We start from the raw sequence: 26266 nt of genomic DNA on the forward strand, positions 1-26266 counted from the left end.
TCGAAAACGCTGCTCATGCTAGAGAGCGCGCATGACGTTCGAATGAAGCGCAGATGACGTGCAGATGAAGGCTGCGGGCTGTCAGGCCGCGTCGGTCAGGTCTCCTCGAGGTAGGGCGCGAGATCCAGGCTCGAGCAGCGGCCGATGTCACCACGATGGGTTTCGAGGAACGCTGCCGCCGCACGCCGTCCTTCATCGCGCAGCAGGCAGAGGAACGCCCATTCGGCATTGAGCTTGGAGGAGGCGCCCAGCGTGTGCAGGGCCTCGCTGCTCACGCGGTGCACGCGCATGCGCGCCCAGCGGCTGCACTCGCCCTGGCCGGGGTCCACCACCTGGTTGAGCAGGGCGAGCAGACGCAGCTCCTTCAGGAGCGGCGCGTTGAAGGCCACCTCGTTGACGCGATCCTGGATGGCGCGCGCCATGCGCGGCGTCCCTTCGCGCGCGACGGGGTTGATCTGCACCAGCACGATGTCGCCGCAACTGCATTCGCGCACGAGCGGCGTCATGGTGGGATTGCCGGAATAGCCGCCATCCCAGTAGGGCTCGCCATCGATCTCCACCGCCTGGAACATCGTGGGCAGGCAGGCCGAGGCGAGCAGCACGTCGGGCGAGAGTTCGGCGTTGCGAAAGATGCGTCCGCGCCCGGTGTTGACGTGGGTGGCCGTGACGAAGAGCCGGATGGGCGAGGCGGCCACGCGCTCGAAATCCACGCAGGCCTGAAGGATGTCGCCCAGGGGGTTGATGCCGAGCGGATTCAGGTCATAGGGCGAAATCACGCGGGCGGCCATGTCGAAGGCCGCATACATCGGCGAGTTGTCGAGCGTCCAGTTGCCCATCAGCACGTCCAGCGGCGAGCGCTGGATCGGACTGAAGCGGGCGGCAGCCGACACGCGCTGCCAGAAGTCGGTGAGTGCGGCACGCGCGCCCTCGGCGCCGCCGGCCGCATAGCCATCGACCATCACCACCGCGTTCATGGCGCCCGCCGACGTGCCAGAGACACCCTCGATGCGCAGGTCCGGCTCTTCGAGGAAGCGATCCAGCACGCCCCACGTGAAGGCGCCGTGCGCGCCGCCTCCTTGCAAGGCGAAATCCAGGGTGAAGGGCAAGGCGGCTTTGGGCATGTCGGACTCCAGGGCAGGTGGGCAGGGCCGCGGCGGGCACGGGCCATGGCCTCCAGTATGATGCGCGCTTGTCTTCGCACGGCCCTTCAAGGAGCGCGTCATCGCCAAGCCGGCCTACCTCATCTACACCAGCGGCCGTGTGGCGCCATTGCTGGCGTTGGGCTTTGCCAGCGGCTTGCCCCTGGCACTGACCGGAACGACGCTGCAGGCCTGGGCGACAGTGGAGCAGGTATCGCTGGAAGCCATCGGTTTTCTCACCCTGGTAGGCTCGGCCTACACGCTGAAGTTCCTGTGGGCGCCGATGATCGACCGGTACGCGCCGCCCTTGCTGGGACGTCGTCGTGGCTGGATCCTGATCCTGCAGTTGCTGCTCGCGCTGAGCATCGCGGGCATGGGCTTTCTCGCACCGGGCACGGCATTGATGCCGCTGGCCTTGCTCGCGGTGCTGGTGGCCTTTCTGTCCGCCTCGCAGGACGTGGCCTTCGATGCCTACCGCACCGAGGTGCTGAGGCCCGAGGAGCGCGGCGCGGGCGCGGCGGTGTCGGTGCTGGGCTACCGCATCGGCATGTTGATCTCGGGTGGCCTGGCGCTGGTCATCGCCGACAGCTGGCTGGGCTGGCAGGCCACCTACCTCGTCATGGGCGGGGTCATGGGCCTGCTCGTGCTGGCCACCTGGATCGCACCGGAACCCCAGGTCGTGCCGCCTGCGCCCAAGTCGCTGGCCGAGGCCGTGAGCGGGCCGCTGCGCGAGTTCTTCTCGCGCAAGGGGGCGTGGGCGCTGCTCGCGCTGATCGTGCTCTACAAGCTCGGCGATGCCTTCGCAGGCGCACTCACCACCACCTTCCTCATCCGTGGCGCGGGCTATACGCCGTCGGAAGTCGGGCTCGTGAACAACGTGATCGGCGTGGCCGTCACCATCGTCGGTGCCCTGGTGGGCGGCGCGCTGTTGGCGCGACTCGGGCTGTATCGCGCGCTGATGCTGTTCGGTCTTGCCCAGGCTCTGTCCAATCTTGCCTACTGGGTCATCGCGGTGTCGCCCAAGAACATTGTCCTGATGTCGCTGGGCGTGGGCATCGAACACCTGTGCTTCGGGCTGGGCACCTCGGCCTTCGTGGCGTTCCAGATGGCCTTGTGCAACATGCGCTACACGGCCACGCAGTTCGCCCTGCTCTCGGCCCTGGGGGCCATCGGGCGCACGTATCTGGCCGGGCCGCTCGCGCCACCGCTCGTGAACTGGTTCGGCTGGCCCGGGTTCTTCCTCGCCACGGTGGTGATCGCCGTGCCGGGCCTGGTGCTGCTGTATCTGCGCCGGCGCGACATCCAGGCGCTGGATGCGCCGGCCCCGGGCTGAGCATGTTGCGCCTGCGCGCGCTTCGCACTAAGTTCTCGCTTTCGAATGACGGAGCGCCGGCATGACGCACCCCATCCCGCTGCAGGATGCCCCCGATGCCTTGCGTGAGGCCATGGCCGACATCGGCCCGCGCTGGCACCACGACATCGCGGCGGCGTCGCTCTTGGTGCGCAATACCTATGCACCGCTGCACGCCGGCATGGACAAAGGCCACGCCCGCGTCTTGCGGGATCTGCGCTACGGGGAGCACGAGCGCCATCGTCTGGATGTCTTCGTGCCGAACGATGTCGCCCCGGGTGCGCCGGTGGTGGTGTTCGTGCACGGCGGGGCGTTCATCCGTGGCGAGAAGACGGGGCCCGACGGTCTCTATGACAACGTGCTGTACTGGTTCGCGCGCCAGGGCTTCGTGGGGGTGAACCTGACCTATCGGCTGGCGCCCGAGGCGGTGTTTCCGGGCGCCACGCAGGATATCGCCGCGGCGATCGACTGGGTGCATGCCCACATCGCCGAGCACGGGGGCGATCCCGCGCGCATGAGCCTCATCGGGCATTCGGCCGGCGGCACCCACGTGGCGAGCTATGTTTTCGATCCGCTCCTGGGCTACCTGGGCCGGCATCTGGCCGCCACGGTGCTGATCTCGGCGCGCCTGCGCGCGGATCGTTCACCCGAGAATCCCAACGCGCATGGGGTGGCGGCGTATTTCGGCGAGGACTTCGCGGTCTATGACAGACGCTCGCCCATGACGCACGCGGCCTGCAGCGATCTGCCCACCTTCATCGTGGCCGCCGAGTTCGAGAATCCGCTGCTCGACGTCTATGCGCTGGAATTCGCGCATCGCCTGGCCGTGGCGCGCCGGCGGGCGCCGCGCTTTCTGATGCTGCCGCGACACAACCACACGTCCATCATGGCGCACATGAATACGGGTGAAGACTTGCTCGGCCGCCACATCGTCGATTTCCTCCAGGAAGCCGGGGCGGCCTGAGCCGACCCGTTCAGCCCGCGTTCTCCCGTGGCGGGGAAGGCCGCGCGAGCAACGCGTGGCACTGCCGCTCCTGCTCGGCGAGTTCGGCCAGCGTGATGTCGATGTCCTCGCGCTTGCGCTCCAGCATGGCGCGGTGCTCACTCAGCACGGTGAGGTAATGCTCCAGCTGGCGCCGGGTGTCCTGCGGGGATTCGTACATGTCGACGAGACCGCGGATCTCCGTGATCGACAACCCCAGGCGGCGGCCGCGCACCGCGAGTTTCAAGCGTGCGCGATCCCGAGCGGTGTACACCCGTTGACGGCCCTCGCGCTGGGGCGCGATCAAGGCTTCGTCCTCATAGAACCGGATCGTGCGCGGCGTGATGCCGAACTCCTGGGCGAGCTGCGAGATCGTCCATCGGGTTGACGAAGTCATGGCGAGGTGGCACTTTACGTAAACGTAAAGACGAGATTGTAGGCATTCGCGCGCCCGACGGCGAGACGGCGCGCCCATTGACGGACTTCGGATGAACCCCCTCGAACAACAACTCCAATATCCCCTGGGCGAGACACAACCGGCGGCAGGCCAGGTGCTGGACGTGGCGCCGGACCTGCGCTGGGTGCGCATGCCGCTGCCCTTCGCGCTCGATCACGTGAACATCTGGCTCATGCGCGACCGCGTGGACGGCCGCGACGGCTGGACGGTGGTCGACTGCGGCGTCTCGCGCGAGGACACCAAGGCGCACTGGGAGAAGATCTTCGCCGAAGGTCTGGATGGCCTGCCCATCGTGCGGGTGCTGGTCACCCACATGCACCCGGATCACGTGGGCCTCGCCTACTGGCTGTGCGAGCGCTTCGAGGCGCCGCTGGCCATGACCCTGACCGACTACACCACCGCACGCCTCTTTTCCGAGGGCGGCGCGCAGGGTGGGGCCACCGGCGGCGAGCGTGCCGCGGCGTTCTTCCGCCGCCATGGCGTGGTCGACGGCCCCTCGCTCGAGCAGCTGCGCGAGCGCAAATCCTATTACGCGAGTCTGGTACCCGCCGTGCCGCCGGCGTTCGACCGCATCGCCGATGGCGACAAAGTGCGCATCGGCGGGCGCGAGTGGCAGGTCGTGATCGGCGAAGGCCATGCGCCAGAGCATGCCTCGCTCTATTGCGATGCGCTCGGCGTCTTCATCGCGGGCGACATGGTGTTGCCGCGCATCTCCACCAACGTCAGCGTGCAGGACTACGAGCCCAACGGCGATCCCCTGCGCCTGTACCTGCAGTCGCTGGACAAGTACGGCTTCATGCCGGCGGACACACTGGTGCTGCCCTCGCACGGTCGGCCGTTCCATGGGCTGCACACGCGCATTGCGCAGCAGCGCGCCCACCATGCCGAGCGCCTGGCCGAGGTGAAGGAGGCCTGCGCGCAGTCGCCGTGCTCGGCGGCAGACATCGTGCCGATCATGTTCAAGCGCAAGTTGGATCTGCACCAGCTCACCTTCGCGCTGGGCGAGGCGCTCGCCCACTTGCACACGCTGTACTTCCGCGGCGAGCTCACGCGGCATACGGATGCCGATGGCGTGATCCGCTTCTCGCCGGCCTGAGCCTCGCGGCTCAGGGGCCGTCGGGAGCAGCCGGGGGTACGTGCAGCGCGGCCACCGCCGCGGTTTCAGTCCGGTAGAAGTTGTCCGGGGCGTCGGCCTTGACCAGGCCGTCGCGCACCAGGACGTCCTCGACCTGCTTCTTCACGGCCACGAAGGCCACCTGGATGCCGCGATCCCGCAACCCCGAGATCAGGTGGCGCAACATGTCCACGCCGGTGCTGTCGATATCGTTGATCGGCCCGCCGTGCAGCAGCACGCGGCGCACCCCCGGCTCGCGCTGGCAGGTATCCAGCACCACGCGCTCGAGCAGCGGGGCGGTCACGAAATTGAGCGAGGCATCCATGCGCACGGCGAACAGATCCGGGGCGAGACGCGGCAGGCCGAAGCGCTGCCGGTCGCGCAGCGTGCCGTCCGGGTGCAGGGAGACTTCGACCAGACGCGGATGGGCGCGCTGGTAGAGATAGTGCACGAGCGCCAGCACGAAACCGGTCAGCACGCCCCATTGCAGTTGGGGCGAGGCAATGAGGGTGGCGGCGAAGGTGGCGAGCGCGATGCCGGCCTCGGCACGCGAGGTGCGCCACAACATGACGAACCACGACGGGCGGATCAGGTTCAGCACCGACACCACGATCACGGCCGACAGGAAGGACACGGGGACCCAGGCGAGCGCAGGGGTCAGCCAGAGCAGACTCGCGACCACGCACAAGGCCGTGAAGAGCGAGGCCCAGCCGCTCACGGCACCCGCAAAGAGATAGAGCGCCGAGCGCGAGAACGAGGCGCTCACAGGAAAGCCGCCGCTCACGCCCGAGGCCATCTTGGCAAGCCCCTGGCCGATGAGCTCCTGATTCTCCTGCCAGCGCTCACGGCGTTCGCGGGTGATCACCCGGGCGCTGCTCACGGCCTCGATGAAGCTCACTAGGGCAATCACAGCGGCCAGCGGCAGGAGCTGACGCAGTTGATCCCAGGCGGGCAGCGAGGGCAGTCCGATCTGCGGCAGCCCAGAGGGCAGATCGCCGACGATGGCGCCGCCGCTGCTGGCGAATGGCGTGGCCCAGGCGATCAACGTGCAGACGATGCCGGCGAGGAGGATGAGCGGAAAGCGCCGGCTGTAGCGCTTGAGGGACAACAGAAAGACCAGGGTGCCTGCCCCGAGCAGCAGGGCGCCCAGGTGCACGGATGCCATCGCTGCGCCGGTGTCCCCGGCCGCCCAGGCCGCCTTGAGCCCGGCGCTGTCGATCCCCAGCATGCTGGCGAGCTGCGACAGGAGAATCAGCACCGCTGCCGCCTGGGTGAAGGCGCCGATGACCGGACCTGACAGGAAATTCACGATCGAGCCCAGGCGCAACGCACCGAGCAGGATCTGCATGGCGCCTGCGAGCACGGCCAGCCAGATGGCGAGGCTGACCCACTCGGGCGAGGCCACGGCCGCCATTCCCGCCAGCGAACCGGCCACCAGCATGGCCGTGAGCGCGGTCGGTCCTGCGCCCAGCAGGTTGCAGGATCCCCACAGGACGCCAATCACGGCCGGGATCAGGGAAGCATAGAGACCCGTGATGGGCGGCATGCCCGCGAGCACGGCGTAGGCCACGGCCTGAGGCACCAGGACGAGGCCGACCGCGATGCCGGCCCGCGCGTCTGCGCCAAGAGAGGACAGGGTGGGACGCTTCCAGGCCAGGAAGGGAAACCAGCGGCGGGCATGTGACAACATGCAATAAGCTTATCACTATGGGTTATGGAAGTGCGTCGCACGCAACCTCATGCAACGCCGGGATCAAAACGTGCGCCGTGCTGTCTAGGCAAGTGTGGCCCCCAGCTGCGCCAGCGTCGCTGGCGGGGGTGGCCCGGATCTGTCCTCGTGGATCCGGGCCATGGGCCATCCCTTTCTCTCTCGGAAGAACACAGCATGAACCCTCAGGATCGGCAAGCCATCGACTCCGTTTTCACCCGCCTGGACGACGTCTCTCGCAGTGGCAGCCCCCGCGATGCGGAGGCCGAGCAGTACATCACCAGCCAGCTCAGCCAGCGGCCGGGCGCTGCCTATTATCTGGCGCAGACGGTGCTCGTGCAGCAACAGGCGCTGGAAGCCGCGCAGCAGCGGCTGCAGCAAGCCGAGCGCACGGCCCCGGCAGCCCGTCAGACTGACGAGAGCAGCTTCGGGCGCTTCGGGCGGTCGTCGCGACCGGCCGGCCCCGCGGCCGGCGCCATGCCGCCCCCTGGCACGCCCCCGGCCAGCGGCTTTGGCCGCTCCGCCGGTGGTGGCTTCCTCGCGGGCGCGCCCAGACGGCGGTCGGCGTGGCCGGCGGGATGATGCTGGGTAGTCTGCTGGGCAGCATGTTCGGTGGCAACGATGCCCAGGCGGCAGAGCAGCCCGCCGAACCGGCCGCCGATGCCGGCCAGGATGCTGGTCACGATGGTGGCGACGAGGGCGGCTGGGACGATGGCGGTGACATGGGCGACATGGGCGGCGACTTCTGACCTAGGCTCGGCACGCCGCTTGCAGTCGGGCGGGCGCCCACCGGGAGCCCGTCATGCACCTCAACCGTTTCTTTCGCCTTGGCCGACGTGCGGCCGTCGCCTGGATCGACGATGACGCGCCCAGCATGGGCGCGGCCATCGCTTTCTATACCGTCTTCTCGATGGCGCCGCTGCTGATGATCGTGCTGGCGGTGGCCGGCGCTTTCTGGGGGCGCGAAGCCGTCGAAGGTCAACTGCTGGGACAACTCAGCGGCGTACTGGGCAGCACCGGGGCCGCCGCGGTCGAGGGGGTGATCAGCAACAGCGCCGAGGAAACCGAACAAGGTTTCGCCGCCACCCTCTTCAGCATCGGCTTCCTGCTGGTGGGCTCCACCACCATGTTCGCCGAGCTCCAGGGCGCCATGGACAGGGTCTGGAAAGTGCCCATGGCTGAGCGCAAGACGGGCATCTGGAACGTCCTGCGTGCGCGCCTGCTGTCGTTCGGCCTCGTTCTGGGCCTGGCTTTCCTGCTTCTGGTATCGCTGGTGGTGAGTGCGGTGCTGGCGGCCATCGGGCGCTGGGCGTCGGGCTTGCTGCCGGCCTGGGAAGTGATGCTCCAGTTCGTCAACATCGCGTTCTCGTTCGGCATCAGCACTCTGCTCTTTGCGATGATCTTCAAGTTCATGCCGCAGACGCGCGTTGCCTGGCGCGACGTCATCGTCGGTGCCCTCGTCACGGCGCTGCTGTTCGAGATGGGCAAGTTCCTGATCGGTACCTACGTCGGCAAAAGCTCGGTCGCCTCCACCTACGCCGCCGCCGGCTCGCTGGTGGTGGTGCTGCTTTGGGTGTACTACGCCGCGCTCGTCTTTCTCCTGGGCGCGGAATTCACGTGGGCGTATGCCGACGAACACGCCGAGCGTGTGCAGCCCACACATGACGATGCCAAGGATCCGCCGGCTGAAGACGGCCCCGCCGGCAGCCTCGTCGAGCGGGAGCCGGCACCCCGCCCCTCACACCGCCCACGGGACACGTGACGATGCTCACCCGCCGCCGTCTGCTGGCCAGTGCCGGCGCGTTGCTGGTCTCAACGGCCGTACGCGCCCAGCCAACCGTGCCCGCCGCACTGGCCGAGGCCCGGGCCCGAGCTCAGGATCTGCCCCGGCTGCGCAGCCTGCTGGTGCATCGCGATGGGCGGCCGTGGCTGGAGGAGGCGCTGCATGGTGGCACGCTGGATCGCCCGGTCAACGTGAAATCCGTCTCCAAGGTGTGGATCTCGGCGTTGGTCGGGCAGGCCATCGGACGTGGCGCGCTGCCGGGCGTCGAGGCGGCCGCCGTGCCGCTGTTGGGGCGTCCCGTTCCGTCCGGCGCAGATCCGCGCGTGGCCCGCATCACCGTGGAAGACCTGCTCACCATGCGCGCCGGCCTGCAACGCACGTCGGGCCCCTACTATGGCCCCTGGATCGCCTCGCGGGACTGGGTGGGCCACGTGCTGACGCGCCCCTTCGTCGATGTGCCGGGTGGGGGCATGCAGTACTCCACCGGCAGCACGCATCTGCTGTCGGCGATCCTGACCCACGCCACTGGCCGCAACACGCTGGCGCTCGCCCGAGAGGGGCTCGGCGCGCCGCTGGGCGTGGAGATTCCCCCCTGGGATCGTGACCCGCAAGGCATCTATCTGGGGGGCAACAACATGGGAATCTCCCCGCGCGGTCTGCTGCGCTTTGGCGAGCTCTACCGTCAGGACGGGCTCTGGCGCGGCGAGCGCGTGCTGCCCGAGGGCTGGGTCAAGGCGTCCTGGACGCCGCGCACGGCGTCCATCTTCACGGGCGACGCCTATGGCTATGGCTGGTTCATGACGCAGCTCGCGGGTCATGACGTGACGTATGCCTGGGGCTTCGGGGGCCAATTGCTCTACATCGTGCCGACGCTGCGCTTGACGGTGGTGATGACCTCGGACCCCGCCTCGCCGTCGGGCAGCGATGGCTATGCCCACGCGCTGCACACGCAGGTGATGGCGCGCATCGTGGCAGCTGCCGCCGCCGCGTAATGCCGCGCGGGCGCGTTGCGGGGAGGCTGTCGCGGCTGGCCGGCGTCAGACGGGGGCCCGGCGACGACGCGGTAACATCTCGGATTGCCCAGCAACCGGCACCGTGCGGTGCCCCCGAGGAGACTTCCGCCATGTCCGATGCGATGATCGTCGAACGTCACGGTGCCGTGACCGTGTTCCGCCTGAACCAGCCCGCCTCGCGCAACGCCCTGAGCTTCGAGATGAAGAACCGGCTGATCGCCGAGGTGCCGGCGTTCCTGGACGACGCGTCGGCGCGCTGCCTGGTGATCACCGGCAGCGATGGCGTCTTCTGCGCGGGTGGCGACATCCGCACCATGAAGGGCGAGCAGACCGCAGCGAGCGTGCGCGCGCGCATGGCGTCCTCGCACGCCTGGCTCTCGCGGCTCATGACCACCGAGAAGCCCATCATCGCCGCGGTGAACGGCCCGGCCGTGGGCGCCGGTCTGTCGCTCGCGCTCCTGGGCGACATCGTGATGTCCTCGGAAGACGCTTATTTCATGGGCGGCTTCGCCAAGCTCGGCGTGGTGCCGGACCTGGGCCTGGCCTATTCGCTCGCCCGCTCCGTGGGTGCGCAACGCGCCAAGGAAGTCCTGCTCGCCAATCGCAAGATCCTGCCGGCCGAGGCGCTCGCCATGGGCATGATCAGCCGCGTGGTGCCCACGGCAGACCTGGAGCGCAGTGCCCTGGAACTCGCACAGCAGTTGGCGGACGGCCCTGCCACCTCGTTGGGGCTCACCAAGCTCATGGTCAACAGTGCGTATCGCACACCGGCCGAGTACCTGGAGCAGGAGGCCTTCGCGCAGGTCATGGCGTTCAACTCGCCGGAGTTCCGCGAGGGCGTCGATGCCTTCCTGAACAAGCGCCCGCCCGTCTTCAACCGCTGATTCCGCCATGACCCATCATTTCGATACGCGGCTGCTGCACGCCGGTCGGCCGGCCACGTCGCCGGAGACGGGCGTGGCGCCCGTCAACGTGCCGACCGTGCGCACGAGCACGGTGCGCTTTGCCAGCACCGAGGCCTATCGCGATGTCTTCCGGCGCAAGGCGGCAGGCGAGCGCATCGCCAGCTATGGCCGGCAAGGCATGGATACGCACCAGGCGCTGGAAGACGCGCTGTGCCTCATCGAGGGCGGCGAGCGATGCTTTCTCGCGCCGTCCGGCGTGGCGGCGATCTCGTTCGCCATGCTGGGCCTGCTCTCGCCGGGCGATCACGTGCTCGTCACCGACAGCGTCTATGGCCCGGTGCGCAAGCTCGACAGCAGCCTGCTCCAGCGGCTGGGCATCGAGGTGACGTACTTCCGGCCCGACGCGCAGGATCTGTCCTCGCTGCTGCGGCCGAACACGCGCGTGATCTATGCGGAAGCACCGGGCTCGTTGCTCTTCGAGATGCACGATCTGCCGGCGCTGGCGCAGGTGGCGCATGCGCATGGCGCGTTGCTGGTGGCTGACAACACGTGGGGGACGGGCTATCTGTATCCCGCCCTGGCCATGGGTGCGGACGTGTCCGTCGTCGCTGCGACCAAGTACGTCGCCGGCCATTCGGACGTGATGATGGGTGCCGTGGTGACCCGCGATCCCGCGCTGGGCAAGCGACTCAACGACACCTACTATGCGCTCGGCCTGACGGTGGGGGCCGACGATGCCTCGCTGGCGTTGCGCGGCGTGCGCACCCTGACCGTGCGCCTGGCCCAGCATGCGCAGCACGCGCTCACGGTGGCGCGCCATCTCGCCGCGCATCCGGCGGTCTCGCGCGTGTACTGCCCCGCGTTGCCGGGCGATCCCGGCCACGCGCTGTGGCAGCGCGATTGCCGCGGCACCAATGGCCTCCTGTCCTTCAGCCTGGCCACGGCCGATCACGCCCGCGCCTGCCGCATCGTCGATGCGCTGACGCTCTTTGGCATCGGGTTCTCGTGGGGCGGTTATGAGAGCCTGGTGCAGCTGGTCGAACCGGGTGATCTGACGGGGCACTCCGCCTGGCAGGAAGGCGATCGCCCACTGCTGCGCCTGCATATCGGTCTGGAGCATCCCGACGATCTGATCGCGGATCTGAACCGGGCGCTGGCCATCGACTGACGCAGCCTCATCCCCTGAGGCTCGCTGCCGTCATCAGACCCGCGAGCCTCAGGTGCCGGCGCCCGATTCAGGTCCCGCCCACGGCTGCCTGAAGACCGGCCCATGCGCCGATGTGGCGTGCCCGCAGCATCACGTCGTCGCCCACGCTTTCCACGCCCGTGAATGCAAACGCGCGGTTGTCGGGCATTTGCGCGAGCGCCGGCAGACGCACCATGGGCGCGGCATCGCCGAGCAGCGTGGGCGCGAGATAGGTGATGAGCTCGTCCACGCAACCGAGCCGCATCAGCGTGCCGTTGAGCGTGGCACCGGCTTCCACGTGGATCTCGTTGAGGTTCTCAGCAGCGAGCAGGCGCAGGAGGGCTTGCACATCGATGCCGCCGTCCGCATCGGCCACGTGCAGTACGCGCGCGCCCCGGGCTTCAAGCCGGGCCGCGGCCGCGGTGTCCTGAGACGCTGTCACGATCCAGACCTCGCCTTCGTCAAAGAGCCGGGCGCGCACGGGCGTGCGCAGGCGAGTATCCAGCACGATCTTGCGCGGCAGGCGCGAGACGGCCTCGCCGCGCGGCGTGAGTTGCGGGTCGTCAGCCAGCACGGTGCCCACGCCCGTCATGACCGCACAACTGCGGGCGCGCCAGCGATGCCCATGCAGGCGGGCGGCGGGGCCCGTGATCCATTGCGACAGCCCATTGTGCAGGGCGCTGCGGCCATCGAGCGAGCCGGCGAGCTTCAACCATAGCCACGGCGTGCCCCGCGTCATGCGCGCGACGAAGCCAGGGTTCTGCGCCAGCGCCGCGTCTCGGCACAGGCCCACGTCCACCGTGATGCCGGCGGCCCGCAGGCGGGCGATGCCCGCGCCGCCAACGAGCGGGTTCGGATCGCGCATGGCCACCACCACGCGCGCCGGACGCGCCGCGATCAAGGCATCGGCGCAGGGCGGCGTGCGCCCGTGGTGACTGCACGGCTCCAGGGTGACGTAGAAGGTGCTGCCTGCCACGTCCACGCCCGTTGCCTGCGCCGCCCGCAACGCCTGGATCTCGGCATGCGCGCTGCCAGGCGGCTGCGTGGCGCCTTCGCCCAGCAACTGCCCATCGCGCACGATCACGCAGCCTACGCGCGGATTGGGCGTCGTGATGTTCATCACGGTCTCGGCCTGCGCGAGGGCGCGTTGCATCCAGGCGAGATCGGTGTCTGTGTGAGAGGCCATCAGCCGATTGTAGGCCCACCCCACGACGCGCCGCGTCGGTGACGGCACGCCCGTGTGGCGGCCCGGTGCGGTGCTGGCTGCTTTGCCTCGCAGCCCGGCGTCAGAAGCGGGGACGTCCTCAGGTGCGTCGGATCCCACGCACCCGCCGTCCACGGCGCGCAGGCGCGCCGTATAACGATGCAGGCCCGCCGCCGGCGGGCAGTTGCCGGATCGCTTCGCATGTCCCTGCCGCACGACAGCGGTTACCGCCGCATCTTCGCCCATCCCGTGATGGTCGAACACCTGCTGCGTGGCTTCGTGCCCGAGGCCTGGGTGGGCGAGCTCGACTTCGCCACGCTCGAGCCGCGCGGCGGGCATTACGTGACCGACGCTCTTGCTGAGCGGCGCACGGATCTCGTCTGGCGCGTGCGCCTGGGCGGCGAGCGCTGGCTGTACGTCTATCTGCTGCTCGAATTCCAGAGCCGCGACGATGCCTGGATGGCGCTGCGCATGCTGGCCTACGTGAGCCTGCTGTATCAGGATCTGGTCAAGACGGGCGAGGTGGCGCGCCCAGGTGAACTGCCGCCCGTCTTCCCGCTGGTGCTGCACCACGGCAGCCGCCCCTGGGGAGCCGCGCGCGAGATGCGAGGTCTCTTTGCCGGCGCGCCCGATGCGCTCGCCGCCTACCAGCCCAGCCTGCGCTACTTCTTGCTGGACGAGCACCGGGCCGGGCTGCCCGGCACGGACGACAACCTCGTCGCGCACCTGATTGCGCTGGAGAAGAGCCCCTCACCGCAGGCCACGCGCCGCAGTATCATGCAATTGCACCGCCACCTGAAGCACCCGCGACACGATTCGCTGCGCCGGGCCTTCACGGTCTACATCCAGCGCGTGCTCCTTGCCCGGCTCGTGCCCGGGGAGACGATTCCCGAAGTCAACGATTTACAGGAGATGGATGCCATGCTTGCCGACCGGGTGGTCGAGTGGACCGAGAAGTGGAAGCAGGATGGGATGCGGGCCGGACTTGAACAGGGCTTGCGTGAAGGGCGTGAGCGCGGCTTGGCAGAGGGCCGCCAAGTCGGCCATCAACTTGGTCGTCAAGAAGGACGCCAAGAAGGACGGCAAGAGGGAAGGCAAGAAGGACGGCAAGAGGGACGGCAAGAGGGAAGGCAAGAAGGGCGCTTGGAGGGCAGCCGTCGGCTGTTGTGCGCTCAGCTCGCCGCGCGTTTTGGCGAGCCGCTGCCTTCCGCGATCGTCGAACGCATCGCCGCAGCCCAGGCCGACGCACTTGACAGCTGGGGTTTAGCGCTCCTGACAGCGCCCACGCTGGACGCCGTCTTCGACACCTCGCATTGACGCGCCTGCCGCGCACGGCAGGCTACCCCGGAGGCCTGACTAGACGAGGTTGCGCGGCTCGCCCGCCAGGAACGCGTCGATGTTCTGCACCAGTTGGGCCAGCAAGGCCCGGATGGCTTCATCGCTGGCCCAGGCCACGTGCGGGGTGACGATGACGTTGGGAAGCTCCGACAACTGCACAAGCACGTGATCATCGTTGGGCGGCTCCACGCTCGCCACGTCGAAGCCCGCGCCGGCGATCCGACCGCTGCGCAATGCCACGTCCAGTGCGTGCTCGTCCACCAGGCCGCCTCGCGCCGTGTTGATCAGCAAGGGCCGGCGTTCCATGCGGGCAAAGGCCTGCGCGTCGATGAGATGCCGGTTCTCGGGCCGTAGGGGCACGTGCAGGGTGATCACGTCGCTCTGGGCGAGCAGATCGTCCAGAGGCAGATAGCGGGTATCCGGCAGGCGCTTGCGATCGCCGTGCCTCGCGTACACCACGTCCATGCCCAGTGCGCGCCCTATGGCCCCCACGGCCTGCCCCAGCGTGCCGTCGCCGATGATGCCCAGCGTCGAGCCGGCGAGGTCGCGGATGGGGTAATCGTGAAAACAGAACTGATCCGCCTGCTGCCAGCGGCCGGCACCCACGGCATCCCGATAAGCCAGCAGGCTGCGCCGCAGCGCAAAGATCAACGCGAACGTGTGCTCTGGGACGGTATGACGGGCGTAGTCGCGCACGTTGCACACGGCGATGCCTCGGGCCTTGCACGCGGCCACATCGACGTTGTCCGTGCCCGTGGCCGAGAGCGCCACGAGCCGCAGCCGGCTCGCCTGCGTGAGACTTTCCTCGGTGATGCGCACCTTGTTGACGATCACCACGTCCGCATCGGCGATGCGCGCGGCGACCTCGTGCGGGCGCGTCCGTTCGTGCAGCACGTAGCGGTGCGGCTGCGCCAGTGGCGGCAGCACGGCATCATCGGGGAAGGTGGCCCGATCCAGGAAAACGACAGTCAGCGGGGTGTCGGCGGTCGGCATGGGCAGGAGGGGAACGGCCTCAAGTCGCGCCAGTGCCGCCGCGACCCTTGCGGGCCGCCGGCTTGCGCATGTCGCGGATCATGGCCGTGAAGGCATCGATGTCCTTGAAGCTCTGGTAGACCGAGGCAAAGCGCACATAGGCCACTTCGTCCAGGGCAAAGAGTTCGGCCATCACGAGCTCGCCGATCTGGGCCGAGCTCACTTCGCGCGCCCCGCTGGTGAGGAGGGATTCCTCGATCCGCTGAGCGGCGTCGTCGATGCGCACGGTATCCACGGGCCGCTTGCGCAATGCCAGCGCAAGGCTCGCGCGCAGCTTGTCCGGATCGTAGTCGCTGCGCGCACCATTGCGCTTGACGACCACCGGCATCTGGATCTCTGGCCGCTCATACGTGGTGAAACGCCGATCACAGGCCACACAGCGCCTGCGTCGGCGAATCACGCCGCCGTCATCCGGCACCCGGGTCTCGACGACCTGGGTGTCCGCGTGGCCGCAAAAGGGGCACTTCATGACGGCTCAATGCCTAAGCGATGAACGATGGACTCAGCCGCCATACACCGGGAACTGGCGCGTGAGCTCGTTCACGCGGTCGCGCACGCGGGCGATGTTCTGCTCGTCACGCGGGTTGTCCAGCACGTCGGCGATGAGGTCGCCCGTGAGAGCGGCTTCGGCTTCGCGGAAACCGCGGGTGGTCATGGCCGGGGTGCCCAGGCGGATGCCGCTGGTCACGAAAGGCTTTTCCGGATCGTTCGGGATGGCGTTCTTGTTGGTCGTGATGTGCGCCTGGCCCAGCACCGCTTCGGCTTCCTTGCCGGTGATGCCCTTGGGGCGCAGGTCGACCAGCATGACGTGGCTTTCCGTGCGACCGGAGACGATGCGCAGGCCGCGCTTGATCAGCGTGTCGGCCAGCACTTGCGCATTCTTGGCGACCTGCGAAGCGTACTGCTGGAATTCCGGCTGCAGCGCTTCCTTGAAGGCCACCGCCTTGGCAGCGATGACGTGCATCAGCGGGCCGCCCTGGATGCCGGGGAAGATCGCCGAGTTGATGATCTTCTCGTGTTCGGCACGCATGAGGATGATGCCGCCACGCGGGCCGCGCAGGGACTTGTGCGTCGTGGAGGTGACGAAGTCGGCGTGCGGGACCGGGTTGGGGTAGGCGCCACCGGCGATGAGGCCGGCATAGTGGGCCATGTCGACCATGAAGAGCGCGCCGTTGTCACGGGCGATCTTGGCCATGCGCGCGAAATCGATGTGCAGGGCGTAGGCCGAGGCACCGCCCACGATCAGCTTGGGCTTGTGCTCGGCGGCGAGCTCGGCCATGCGGTCGTAGTCGATGACTTCATTGGCGTCCAGACCGTAGGACACGAAGTTGTAGAGCTTGCCGGACGCATTGACCGAGGCGCCGTGCGTGAGGTGGCCGCCTTCGGCCAGGCTCATGCCGAGCACCGTGTCACCGGGCTTCAGCACCGCCATGTACACGGCCTGGTTGGCCTGCGAACCCGAGTTGGGCTGTACGTTGGCCGCATCTGCGCCGAAGAGCTGCTTCAGGCGATCGATCGCGAGCTGCTCGACCACGTCCACGTACTCGCAACCACCGTAGTAGCGCTTGCCCGGATAGCCTTCGGCGTACTTGTTGGTGAGCTGCGTACCCTGCGCGGCCATGACGGCCGGGCTGGCGTAGTTTTCCGAGGCGATGAGCTCGATGTGCTGTTCCTGGCGCGCATCCTCTTTCTGGATGGCGTCCCAGACTTCAGCGTCGACTTGGGACAGGGTGCGGTTGCGGTCGAACATGGGGGGCTACTCCCGGCGGGGAAGAGAGGCAGAACACGCCAGTTTAATCGAAACTCGTCAAGCGCCCCCGGTGCCGATCTTGGTGGGGGCGAGTTTCGGATTCAAGGTGTAGGTGGCGGTGAGGCTCGCCTGGTCGAGCACGTGGCCTTCCATGGCCTGGCGTACGTCCTGGCCCGTGAAGCTGCCGTCCACCGCCAGGTGTTCGACGTCCAGCGCGTAGACGGTGAAGACGTAGCGGTGCACGATGGCGTCGTTCCAGGGCGGGCAAGGGCCGTCGTAGCCGAAGTACTCGCCCTGCATGTCGCGATCGCCCGCGAACCAGCCGGTGTAGTCGTTCAGGCCCTGCCGCGCCTCGAGCGGCGCCACGGGGCCGCCCTTGCCGTGCGGCGTCACGCCGTTGCTGAACGCGCACTCGTCGACGTCCTCATGCTCGGGCGCGAGGTCCACCAGCACCCAGTGAAAGAAGTCCACGCGCGGCAGATCGGCCGGCACCTCGCGGCCTTCCTGGTTCACGTCGTCGCCCTGGCTCGGCACATCCGGGTCATGGCAGAGGATCGCGATCGAGCGGGTGCCCACGGGCAGCTCCGACCAGGCGAGATGCGGGTTCTGGTTGTCGGCCATGGCCACGCGCGTCTTGGGATCGATCTTGCAGAAGGCGTAGCGGGCGGGCAGCGGCTGCCCATCAGTGAACGACTGGCTCCAGACTTTCATGGCGTGCTCCTCGGGACAAGCGCAGCCCGGCGCCGAGCGCCTCGGGAGCGAAGCGCAGCGGTGCCGGGCCGGGAAGACGGATGGGCCCGCGCCGCCCGGGCAGGCGGCGCGCTCGCGCGAGGGTTACGACAACCGCACCCGCGCGAATTTGCGTTTTCCTACTTGTATCACATAGGTGCCTGCCGCGAGCGTGAGTGCCTTGTCCTCGACACGGCTGCCGTCGACCTTCACGCCGCCCTGCTCGATGTTGCGCTGGGCTTCCGTGCCGGAGGCGGCCAGACCGGCCTCGCGCAGCACCTTCACGATGCCGAGCGGCGCGCCTGCCACCGAGACTTCGGGCATGCCCTCGGGCAAGGCGCCGTCCCGGAAACGCGCCTCGAAGGCGGCCAGCGCGCGCTCAGCCGCCGCAGCGTCGTGAAAGCGCGTGATGATCTCCTGGGCAAGCATGACCTTGGCGTCACGCGGATTGCGCCCGTTCTCGCACTCGGCGCGCAAGGCGTTGACCTCGGCCATCGGCCGCATGGACAAGAGCTCGAAGTACGTCCACATCAGCGTGTCAGACACCGACATCAGCTTGCCGAACATCGAATCGGGTGTCTCGGAGATGCCGATGTAGTTGCCCTTGGACTTGGACATCTTGTCCACGCCGTCCAGGCCCACCAGCAGCGGCATGGTCAGCACGCACTGCGGCGATTGCCCGTATTCCTTCTGCAGTTCGCGGCCCACCAGCAGGTTGAATTTCTGGTCGGTACCGCCGAGTTCCAGGTCAGACTCGAGCGCAACGGAGTCATAACCCTGCATGAGCGGGTAGAGGAATTCGTGCACCGAGATCGGTACGCCGGATTTGTAGCGCTTGGTGAAGTCCTCGCGCTCGAGCATGCGGGCCACGGTATAGCGCGAGGCGAGCTGGATGATCCCCGCCGCGCCCAGGGGGTCGCACCACTCGGAGTTGTAGCGGATCTCGGTGCGCGCCGAATCGAGCACCAGGCTCGCCTGCGCGTAATAGGTCTTGGCGTTCTCAGCGATCTGCTCACGCGTGAGAGGCGGGCGTGTGGCGTTGCGCCCGCTCGGGTCGCCGATCATCGAGGTGAAGTCGCCGATCAGGAAGATCACCGTGTGACCCAGATCCTGGAGCTGGCGCAGCTTGTTCAGCACCACCGTGTGGCCCAGGTGGATGTCCGGTGCGGTCGGGTCCAGACCGAGCTTGATGCGCAGCGGCTTGCCCGTCTGGCGACTGCGCGCGAGCTTCTGGGCGAACTCCGCTTCGACGAGCAATTCGTCGCAGCCGCGCTTGACCACGGCCAGGTCGGCTTCGACTTCAGGTGTGATAGGCAGGGGCTGGATTCGTTCGTCGGACATCGATATACTCTGGTTACGGTTTTTGGCGAAATTGTTAGATTTTGCAATTTTGCTTGAAGATCAAGCTGATTTCGCACAATCTTCGCGTGTTTTCTCAGAAATTCTTTACAAGCCGACGGCAATTTCTACTCGACGTCGGCTTGTTCGCGCAGTGTCCCAGGTTCATTCGAACGTCCGCGCCGCGTCTCAAGCGGCCACTGGGAGACCTATTGGTAACAACGTCCAGGTACGTCAATAATGCTTTTCGGTTCCAGGCCCGGTAGCACCAGGAAGTCCGACTTCACCCGCCGATTTCTGATCCTCTGCGCCCTCGGCCTCTTCGGCGCGGCGGGAGCGGTCGGAATGGTATCTCAAAATGCCGACGCCACCGCGATGCCGGACGTGCGACGCATCACGGAAACCCTTGCGCTCCCCACGGCCACGCCTTTCGCGACCGTCACGGACGAATCCAGCCCCGCCGTGTACGTGCGCGAAGAGCGCATCCAGCGCGGCGATTCGGTGGCGAGCATGCTCAACCGCCTCGATGTGAGCGACGCGGCCTTGCAGCGCTTCCTGGTCCAGGAGCCGGCCGCGCGCAGCATCTATCAACTCTACCCGGGCCGCGCCGTCCAGGTCGCCACGGATGCCGAAGGCGAGCTGCGCTGGCTGCGCTACGTGCACACGCCGGGCACGGAGTCCGACGGCGAAGTCGTCCAGCAGCTTCTCGAAGTGATGCGCACGCCGGAAGGCGGCTTCGCCGCCACCGAGCACAAGATCCCCGCCGAGCGCCAGGTCAACGTGGCCATGGGCACCATCCGCAGCTCGCTCTTCGGCGCGACCGACGCGGCCGGCGTGCCGTACAACATCACCCGCCAGATGATCGACATCCTGGCGAGTGACGTGGACTTCTTCCGCGACCTGCGATCGGGCGACCAGTTCCGCGTCGTCTACGAGACCTACAACTCCAACGGCGTGAATGCGCGCAGCGGTCGCGTACTGGCCCTGGAATTCATCAACGGCGGCAAATCCTACGAAGCCGTGTGGTTCGATCCCGAGGAAGCCGGCGAGTCGGGCGGCTACTACGGGCTGGACGGCTCGAGCCGCCGCCGCGCCTTCCTGCGCGTGCCGCTGGAATTCACGCGGGTGAGCTCGGGCTTCGGCATGCGCCGCCACCCGGTGCTCAACACCATGCGTGGCCATAAGGGTGTGGATTATGCCGCGCCCCCTGGAACGCCCGTCAATACCACGGCCGACGGCGTCGTCGAGTTTGTGGGTTCGCAGCGCGGCTACGGCAACACCGTCATCGTCAAGCACCACGGTCAGTACACCACGCTGTACGCTCACCTGCGCGGCTTCGCCTCGAATCTCAAGCAAGGTCAACGCGTTTCGCAGGGTCAACTGATCGGCTACGTGGGCTCCACGGGTATGGCCACCGGTCCGCACCTGCACTATGAATTCCGCATCGCCGGCGTCCAGGTCGATCCGCAATCCACGGATCTGCCGATCGCTCGTTCGCTCGAAGGCAAGTCGCTGGCCCGCTTCAACGAGAAGGTCGCCGGCTACCGCGGCCAGCTCGAGATGCTGGCGGCGCTGCAAAAGGCCCAGGATGGCATTCTCGACAGCGAGAACGCCGTGGCCCTGGCTCCCGAGGGCGACAGCAACTGAGGCTCGGCGCGCGCGCCTGATCCTGGCTGTTCCCGACGACCCCGGCCTTGCCCGGGGTCGTCGTCCATTCGACGTCGCGCTGCGCACTGTCCTGGCCGGCGCCTTGCGCGCGTGAGCCCATCAGCGCCGGACGTCCTCTTCCCTGGAGTCCTCCATGTTCATCGGCCTCATGTCCGGCACCAGCGTCGACGCCGTCGATGGCGTGCTCGTGGATTTCCCGCCAGCAGCGCCGCCGCGTGTGCTCGCCTATGCCAGCCGGGAGTTCGATGCGGTGTTGCGCGAGCAGATGCTGGCGCTGAACCGTGCGGGCGAGAACGAGTTGCATCGTGCCGCCCTGGCGGCCAACGCGCTGGCCGATCTCTATGCCGGGGTGGTGAGCGACCTCCTGGCCACGGCGGGCGTCGAGGCCACTGCCGTGCGAGCGATCGGCGCACATGGGCAGACGGTGCGCCACCAGCCGGCCGCGGGCTACACGCTGCAATTGAACGCCCCGGCGCGCCTGGCTGAAACCACCGGCATCGCCGTGGTGGCGGACCTGCGCAGCCGCGACGTGGCCGCCGGCGGTCAGGGCGCGCCCCTGGCCTGCGGTCTGCACCAGGCCGTCTTCGGTGGCGCGGATCCAGTCGTGGTGCTGAATCTCGGTGGCATGGCGAACATCACCGTCCTGCCCGGGCGTGGGCCGGGCAAGGTCATCGGCTTCGATACGGGGCCTGCCAACGCGTTGCTGGATCTGTGGTGCCAGCGGCATACGGGCGCCGCCTACGACGCCGGTGGAGCTTTTGCCGCGCAGGGTCAGGTCGACGCGGCCCTTCTTGCCCACTTCGTCGCCTCGACACCCTGGCTCGCCGTGCCGCCGCCCAAGTCCACCGGACGCGATGACTTCCACGCCGAGTGGCTGGACAAGCGCCTGGCCGAGTTCACCGCGCGGCGCGGCGCCGAGATGGCACCGGCCGATGTGCAGGCCACGCTGGTGGCCTTCACGGCCTGCACGGTGGCCGATGCCATCGGCGCGCATGCGCCGGGCACCACGGCCATCTACGTGGGCGGTGGCGGCGCAGCCAATCCGGTCCTGATGGACGCGCTGCGGCAGGCCTTGCAACCGTTACCGGTCGAGCCCACGGATGCGCTGGGCGTGCCGGCCCAGCAGGTCGAGGCGCTGGCCTTCGCGTGGCTCGCGCATGCGCATGTGGAAGGGCTGGCGGGCAATCTGCCCGATGTGACCGGGGCACGGGGGCCAAGGGTGCTGGGCGCTCTGTATCCGGCCTGACGGCGCCGGCGAGCGGGCCGGAAGCTGTCACAGACGGCGGACTCTCCCAGGCCACCAGGAGACGCTGGGCGGATATGGGGCAGCGCAGGGCGTGGCGTCCCGGCCCCGCGCCGTGTTCAACGCCTCAGCCGCGTGGCGGCGGTGCCGTCAACGCATCTTCCGACGCGTCGCCCAGGCCGCTGCCGCCGTCGCAGTCGATGACCGTGCCGGTGATGTAGCGCGCGTTCTCGGTGCTCAGAAAGAGCGCCACGTCGGCGATGTCCCGCTTGGTGCCGTAGTCGCGCAGGGCGAGCCGATTGCGTAGCGCCTGCTCGCGCTCGGGCGTGGCTGCCAGGCGCGCCACGCCCTCGGTGTCGGCAATCGGGCCGGGCGAGATGGCGTTTACGCGGATGCCCGCCGGGCCCCACTCCATGGCCAGGCAGCGCGTCATCTGGTTGATGCCCGCCTTGGCGGCGTTCGCATGAACCTGGAACGTGCTGGGGCGCACGGCGCCGGGCGCCGTGATGGACATGAGCGACGCCCCGGGGGTGTTCAGGTGCGCGAAGCTCGCGCGCAGCACGTTGAAGCTGCCGATCAGGTCGATCTCGATGACGGTGCGAAAGCCGTTGGCCGACAGGTGCGCCGCCGGCGCGCGAAAATTGCCCGCCGCCCCGGAGACCACGATGTCGATCTTGCCGAAGGTGTCTTCGGTTTCCTGGCAGACAGCGGCGATGGCGTCGTAGTCGCGCACGTCGGCGGCTCGCCCGAGCGCGGTGTGGCCCGCCTCGGTGAGCGTGCGCGCCGCGGCCTCGATGCGCTCGGGGCTGCGGCTGATGAGCATGACCTTGGCGCCGGCTTCGGCCAGGCGCTGGGCGATGCCCAGGTTGATGCCGCTCGAGGCGCCGGCGATGAGCGCGACTTTGCCGGCGAGGACCTGGTCGCGGAAGGCGTCTTGCATGGGGGAGTCTCCTGGTAATGGTGCGGGCGTGGCGCCGCCCGTTCGATGCCTCGATTGTTTGCGTTGCGCGCCGCCCTGACAATGGCCGGTTCGGACACGGGCATTGGCCGCAACGCTAGCGGCGCGGGGTGAGGCCGCTTAAGTCTCCACCCATTGGGCGACTTCGGCCATGTCCGCGCGCCGCGTGCGGAACTGGTTGGCGGGGTGCGCCATGTCCGCAAAGCCGAAGGAGATTCCGCACACGACCAGCCGGCTCTCGGGCAGGCCGAAGAATGTCCTGACAAATGCCGGGTAGCGCGCGAGCGCCGCCTGGGGCACGGTGGCCACGCCCAGGCTCTGCGCGGCCAGCATGAAGTTCGCCACGTAGGCGCCGCAGTCCACGGCGCCGTAGGTGCCCAGGTCCGCCTCGCTCGTGATGAGCGCCACGTGGGGTGCGTCAAAGAGCAAGAAATTCCGCATGGCCTGGGCATGCGAGGCTTCACGATCGCCACGCGCCACGCCGACGGCTTCATACAGCTGAAAGCCGCATTCCCGGCGGCGCGCCTGGTAGGCCCCCGTGTACTCCCGCGGGAAGTCGTAATCCGGCGTGGCGTCGTGCGTCTGCAGGTAGGCGTTGAGTTCGCTGCGAAAGCGCTCTGCCGCCGCGCCGCTCGCGATGTGGACCTGCCAGGGCTGCGCATTGCACCAGGAGGCCGTCGACTGAGCGGCCGTCACGATGCGCTCGATCATGGCGCGCGGCACCGGCTCAGGCAGAAAGCCGCGGCAGCTGTAGCGCGACTGCTGCAGGGCGAAGAGGGTGTCGGCGGCGCCGGCAGGAACGGGGGCGTGCATCAGGAGTCTCCGGATCGGGGGCGCGCGTGGCGGTCGTGTCGCGCGTCGTTCATGGGTCACCAAGCATACCGTGGGATTTCCAGCCTACCTTGTGTCATTCCCGGCCATGTGCAGTGCCTGGGCGGGCTCGTACACTGGTCCGTCAAAAGAACACCAGGAGACTCAGGATGCAGCCCCAACGCTCTGACACCGCCCAGGGCCCGCTCGCGGGCCTGCGCGTCGTCGAATTCGCCGGGATCGGCCCCGGCCCCTTCGCCTGCATGATGCTGGCCGACATGGGTGCGGACGTCGTCAGCGTGGATCGGCCCGGCAAATCCGGCGATCACGGCGGCGGGATCGTCGGCCGTGGCCGGCGCGTGGTGCAGGCCGATCTGAAGCAGCCCGCCGATTGCGATCGGGTGCTGGCGCTGCTGGAAGAGGCGGACGTGCTGATCGAGGGGTTTCGGCCTGGCGTCATGGAGCGCCTGGGGCTCGGGCCCGACGTCGTGGCCGCGCGCAACCCGCGCCTCGTGTACGGCCGCATGACGGGCTGGGGCCAGACGGGGCCGCTCGCCCAGGCGGCTGGCCACGACATCAACTACATCAGCATCGCCGGGGCCTTGCATGCCATCGGCCCGGCGGGCGGCGCCCCGGTGCCACCGCTGAACCTCGTGGGCGACTACGGCGGCGGCAGCCTGTACCTGCTGGTGGGCATCCTCGCGGCCCTGCACGAGGCCAAGGCGTCCGGCAAAGGTCAGATCGTGGATGCGGCCATCTCGGACGGCACGCTCTCGCTCATGAGCCTGGCCTACCTGCAGCGCTCGCGGGGTCAGTTCGGGCTCGCGCGCGGCAGCAATCTGCTCGATGGCGGCGCACCGTTTTATGGTACCTACGAGACGGCCGACGGCCAGTACGTGAGCATTGGGTCCATCGAGCCGCAGTTCTTCGCGCTGGCCTGCGAGCGCCTTGCCATTCCGCCCGAACTTCGCGAAGCGCAGTACGACACTCGCCGCTGGCCTGCCCTGCGCGAGGCCTTCGCCACCGCGTTCCGCCAGCATTCGCGGGCGCACTGGGTCGAGGTGCTCGAAGGCACGGACGCGTGCTTCGCGCCGGTGCTCGATCTGGAAGAGGCAGCGCTGCACCCGCACAACCAGGCGCGCGAGGCGCTGGTCGAGGTCGATGGCGTCCTGCAGCCGGCACCGGCGCCGCGCTTCTCGCGCACGCCCTCGGCGATCCCGCGGGGCGTCCAGCGCGATGGTCATCAGCTCGAGGACATCACGGCAGGTTGGCGCGCGGCGCGCTGAACGCGGGGGCCACGGCTCCCAAGAGCGCATTTGGCATAGGTCTTGCATTTCGTCTTGTACACAAGATGGAATCCTCGCCGTGCCTCGTTGTACCTTCCTTTGTCTGCCATTCACGTCCGTGCCGAGCGCACGGCGCGGGCATGCGACAGGACTGACCAAGGCAGTGCGCCGATGCGCCAAGATGGTGCGCATGCCCTGGCGCGGCGCGAGCGATGGATCCTTTGCCTCACTCGCTGCAGCCCTGGAGTCACCATGTCCGTGAAAAGCCCCCTGTTCTCTTCCGCCACCGTCAGCCCGTCGCGTCGTCGCGTGCTGCAGGCCGGTGCCGTCGCCCTGTCGGTGCTGGGTGCCCCGGCACTGGTGCGTGCCCAGTCGGGCCCGACGATTCGCGTAGGCTACTGGCCGATCGCGGCGGGCCTGCCGTTCTACGCCGCCTTCGAACGCGGCTATTTCAAGGACGCGGGCCTGAACGTCGAGGCCCTGCGCTTTGCCGGCGCCCAGCAAGTCATGGAAGGCATGCTCTCGGGCCGCGTGGATGCCAGCGCCAACGGCGTCGGCTCCGGAAACATCGCCGTCGGTGAACTGGCGGCACCGGGCTCGTTCAAGATCTTCTGCTCCAACCCCAGCAACGTCGACAACGTGCTGGATCAGGTGCTGGTACCGAAGGACAGCCCGGTCCAGACCCTCGCGGACCTGGCGGGCAAGCGCGTCGGCTCGGGCCCCGGCATCCAGAACGTCACGTTGGCGCGCACCGTGCTCGAACGTGGCGGCGCCAAGGGCGCCACCGTGGTGGAACTGCCCATCGGTCAGCACGTCGCCGCGCTGGCTGCCGGCCAGCTCGATGGCTGCTACACGCTGGAGCCCACCGGCACCATCGGCCGCCTGAACGGCACCACGCGCGTGCTCGAGGCCGGCGTGATCGCACGCTATGTACTGGGCGACCCGAAGGCGCCTTGGTTCGGCGGCTCCGCCTCGCTCACGGGCGAATTCATCAAGAAGCATCCCGAGGCCGCCAAGCAGTTCATCGCTGCCTACGCCAAAGGCGTGACCCTGGTGCGCGACAACCCCGACGAAGCCCGCCAGTACCTGAAGGGCTACACGCCCATCGAGGGCGAACTCACCCGTGAGGTGCCGCTCGCGGCCTATCGTCTCTACAACGAGTTCACGCCCGAGGACATCGGCTACTTCCAGACCTTCTTCGATCTCTTCGCCGAGCGCAACGTGTTTCCCAAGCGCCTGATGGTCGAGTCGATGCTCTACAAGGGGTAATGT

25 protein-coding genes are annotated in these 26266 nt (G+C 68.2%); 14 read left to right on the forward strand and 11 right to left on the reverse strand.

Translation table 11 applies throughout. The annotated features are described in order from the left end of the window. Positions 1-95: 95 nt before the first annotated feature. Positions 96-1121 carry a patatin-like phospholipase family protein gene (locus IMZ29_RS15760; protein ID WP_216185851.1) on the reverse strand — a complete coding sequence of 342 codons (1026 nt, stop codon included), beginning with the start codon at positions 1119-1121 and terminating at the stop codon, positions 96-98. Between the two features lie 139 nt (positions 1122-1260). Here IMZ29_RS15760 and IMZ29_RS15765 point away from each other — a divergent pair, with 139 nt between their 5' ends. After that, positions 1261-2472 carry an AmpG family muropeptide MFS transporter gene (locus IMZ29_RS15765; protein WP_216185853.1) on the forward strand — a complete coding sequence of 404 codons (1212 nt, stop codon included), beginning with the start codon at positions 1261-1263 and terminating at the stop codon, positions 2470-2472. A 61-nt stretch (positions 2473-2533) separates the two neighbouring features. Next, positions 2534-3454, forward strand: coding sequence for an alpha/beta hydrolase (locus IMZ29_RS15770; protein ID WP_216185855.1), 921 nt, complete (start codon positions 2534-2536; stop codon positions 3452-3454). Positions 3455-3464: 10 nt separating this feature from the next. Here the strand turns inward: IMZ29_RS15770 and IMZ29_RS15775 are convergent, their stop codons facing one another. Beyond that, positions 3465-3869, reverse strand: a complete 405-nt coding sequence (locus IMZ29_RS15775; protein ID WP_216185857.1) for a MerR family transcriptional regulator — start codon at positions 3867-3869, stop codon at positions 3465-3467. A 91-nt stretch (positions 3870-3960) separates the two neighbouring features. Between IMZ29_RS15775 and IMZ29_RS15780 the strand changes: the two genes are divergently transcribed. Beyond that, on the forward strand, positions 3961-5025 hold the full coding sequence (locus tag IMZ29_RS15780; protein ID WP_216185859.1) for an MBL fold metallo-hydrolase: 1065 nt from the start codon (positions 3961-3963) through the stop codon (positions 5023-5025). A gap of 10 nt (positions 5026-5035) precedes the next feature. Here the strand turns inward: IMZ29_RS15780 and IMZ29_RS15785 are convergent, their stop codons facing one another. Continuing rightward, positions 5036-6733, reverse strand: a complete 1698-nt coding sequence (locus tag IMZ29_RS15785) for a SulP family inorganic anion transporter (protein WP_216185861.1) — start codon at positions 6731-6733, stop codon at positions 5036-5038. A gap of 195 nt (positions 6734-6928) precedes the next feature. Here IMZ29_RS15785 and IMZ29_RS15790 point away from each other — a divergent pair, with 195 nt between their 5' ends. The 6 genes from IMZ29_RS15790 (at position 6929) to metC (ending at position 11620) form a co-directional block, all read left to right on the forward strand. Next, positions 6929-7333, forward strand: coding sequence for a DUF2076 domain-containing protein (locus IMZ29_RS15790; protein WP_216185863.1), 405 nt, complete (start codon positions 6929-6931; stop codon positions 7331-7333). Continuing rightward, entirely contained in the window at positions 7330-7500 is a 171-nt protein-coding gene (locus IMZ29_RS15795) for a hypothetical protein (protein ID WP_216185864.1), read from the forward strand. Before IMZ29_RS15790 ends, IMZ29_RS15795 begins: the two co-directional genes overlap by 4 nt. Positions 7501-7553: 53 nt before the next feature. Further along, complete coding sequence (locus tag IMZ29_RS15800) at positions 7554-8513, forward strand: YihY/virulence factor BrkB family protein (protein ID WP_216185866.1); 960 nt, start codon at positions 7554-7556, stop codon at positions 8511-8513. 2 nt (positions 8514-8515) lie between these two features. Then, positions 8516-9526, forward strand: a complete 1011-nt coding sequence (locus IMZ29_RS15805) for a serine hydrolase domain-containing protein (protein WP_216185868.1) — start codon at positions 8516-8518, stop codon at positions 9524-9526. Positions 9527-9657: 131 nt separating this feature from the next. Continuing rightward, complete coding sequence (locus IMZ29_RS15810) at positions 9658-10431, forward strand: enoyl-CoA hydratase/isomerase family protein (RefSeq protein WP_216185870.1); 774 nt, start codon at positions 9658-9660, stop codon at positions 10429-10431. A 7-nt stretch (positions 10432-10438) separates the two neighbouring features. Beyond that, a complete protein-coding gene (gene metC / locus IMZ29_RS15815) occupies positions 10439-11620 on the forward strand; it encodes a cystathionine beta-lyase (RefSeq protein ID WP_216185872.1) in 1182 nt (393 codons plus the stop codon). Between the two features lie 67 nt (positions 11621-11687). On the opposite strand, the gene ribD is transcribed toward metC, so the two are convergent. Further along, positions 11688-12824, reverse strand: a complete 1137-nt coding sequence (ribD, locus tag IMZ29_RS15820; RefSeq protein ID WP_216185874.1) for a bifunctional diaminohydroxyphosphoribosylaminopyrimidine deaminase/5-amino-6-(5-phosphoribosylamino)uracil reductase RibD — start codon at positions 12822-12824, stop codon at positions 11688-11690. Between the two features lie 219 nt (positions 12825-13043). Between ribD and IMZ29_RS22840 the strand changes: the two genes are divergently transcribed. Continuing rightward, complete coding sequence (locus tag IMZ29_RS22840; protein ID WP_253207175.1) at positions 13044-14159, forward strand: Rpn family recombination-promoting nuclease/putative transposase; 1116 nt, start codon at positions 13044-13046, stop codon at positions 14157-14159. Positions 14160-14198: 39 nt separating this feature from the next. Here the strand turns inward: IMZ29_RS22840 and IMZ29_RS15830 are convergent, their stop codons facing one another. The 5 genes from IMZ29_RS15830 to tyrS all read right to left on the reverse strand — a co-directional run bounded on the left by IMZ29_RS15830 (position 14199) and on the right by tyrS (position 19032). Further along, positions 14199-15173 (reverse strand): D-2-hydroxyacid dehydrogenase, encoded by a 975-nt coding sequence (locus tag IMZ29_RS15830; protein ID WP_216185876.1) that lies wholly within the window; start codon positions 15171-15173, stop codon positions 14199-14201. A 19-nt stretch (positions 15174-15192) separates the two neighbouring features. Beyond that, positions 15193-15681: a transcriptional regulator NrdR gene (gene nrdR / locus IMZ29_RS15835; RefSeq protein ID WP_216185878.1), complete on the reverse strand. Its 489-nt coding sequence runs from the start codon at positions 15679-15681 to the stop codon at positions 15193-15195. 33 nt (positions 15682-15714) lie between these two features. Beyond that, positions 15715-16962, reverse strand: coding sequence for a serine hydroxymethyltransferase (gene glyA, locus IMZ29_RS15840; protein WP_216185880.1), 1248 nt, complete (start codon positions 16960-16962; stop codon positions 15715-15717). Positions 16963-17019: 57 nt separating this feature from the next. Then, positions 17020-17673, reverse strand: coding sequence for a YbhB/YbcL family Raf kinase inhibitor-like protein (locus IMZ29_RS15845; protein WP_216185882.1), 654 nt, complete (start codon positions 17671-17673; stop codon positions 17020-17022). A gap of 123 nt (positions 17674-17796) precedes the next feature. Then, the gene (gene tyrS, locus IMZ29_RS15850; RefSeq protein ID WP_216185884.1) at positions 17797-19032 is read right to left on the reverse strand and encodes a tyrosine--tRNA ligase; all 1236 of its coding nucleotides are present in this window, start codon (positions 19030-19032) and stop codon (positions 17797-17799) included. A gap of 342 nt (positions 19033-19374) precedes the next feature. On the opposite strand from tyrS, the gene IMZ29_RS15855 reads away from it, so the two are divergent. Together IMZ29_RS15855 and IMZ29_RS15860 are read left to right on the forward strand one after the other, a co-directional pair. Next, on the forward strand, positions 19375-20676 hold the full coding sequence (locus tag IMZ29_RS15855; RefSeq protein WP_253207176.1) for a M23 family metallopeptidase: 1302 nt from the start codon (positions 19375-19377) through the stop codon (positions 20674-20676). 154 nt (positions 20677-20830) lie between these two features. Then, the gene (locus tag IMZ29_RS15860; RefSeq protein WP_216185888.1) at positions 20831-21943 is read left to right on the forward strand and encodes an anhydro-N-acetylmuramic acid kinase; all 1113 of its coding nucleotides are present in this window, start codon (positions 20831-20833) and stop codon (positions 21941-21943) included. Between the two features lie 124 nt (positions 21944-22067). On the opposite strand, the gene IMZ29_RS15865 is transcribed toward IMZ29_RS15860, so the two are convergent. Continuing rightward, positions 22068-22880, reverse strand: a complete 813-nt coding sequence (locus IMZ29_RS15865) for an SDR family oxidoreductase (protein ID WP_216185890.1) — start codon at positions 22878-22880, stop codon at positions 22068-22070. Between the two features lie 138 nt (positions 22881-23018). Further along, entirely contained in the window at positions 23019-23711 is a 693-nt protein-coding gene (locus tag IMZ29_RS15870; protein WP_216185892.1) for a nitroreductase, read from the reverse strand. Positions 23712-23878: 167 nt separating this feature from the next. Here IMZ29_RS15870 and IMZ29_RS15875 point away from each other — a divergent pair, with 167 nt between their 5' ends. Together IMZ29_RS15875 and IMZ29_RS15880 are read left to right on the forward strand one after the other, a co-directional pair. Beyond that, entirely contained in the window at positions 23879-24994 is a 1116-nt protein-coding gene (locus IMZ29_RS15875) for a CaiB/BaiF CoA transferase family protein (RefSeq protein WP_216185894.1), read from the forward strand. A 252-nt stretch (positions 24995-25246) separates the two neighbouring features. Continuing rightward, entirely contained in the window at positions 25247-26263 is a 1017-nt protein-coding gene (locus tag IMZ29_RS15880; RefSeq protein WP_216185896.1) for an ABC transporter substrate-binding protein, read from the forward strand. The last annotated feature ends 3 nt before the right edge of the window (positions 26264-26266 follow it).

Origin of the sequence: Verticiella alkaliphila, assembly GCF_018904615.1 — a bacterium.
Classification (GTDB): Bacteria; Pseudomonadota; Gammaproteobacteria; order Burkholderiales; family Burkholderiaceae_B; genus Verticiella; species Verticiella alkaliphila.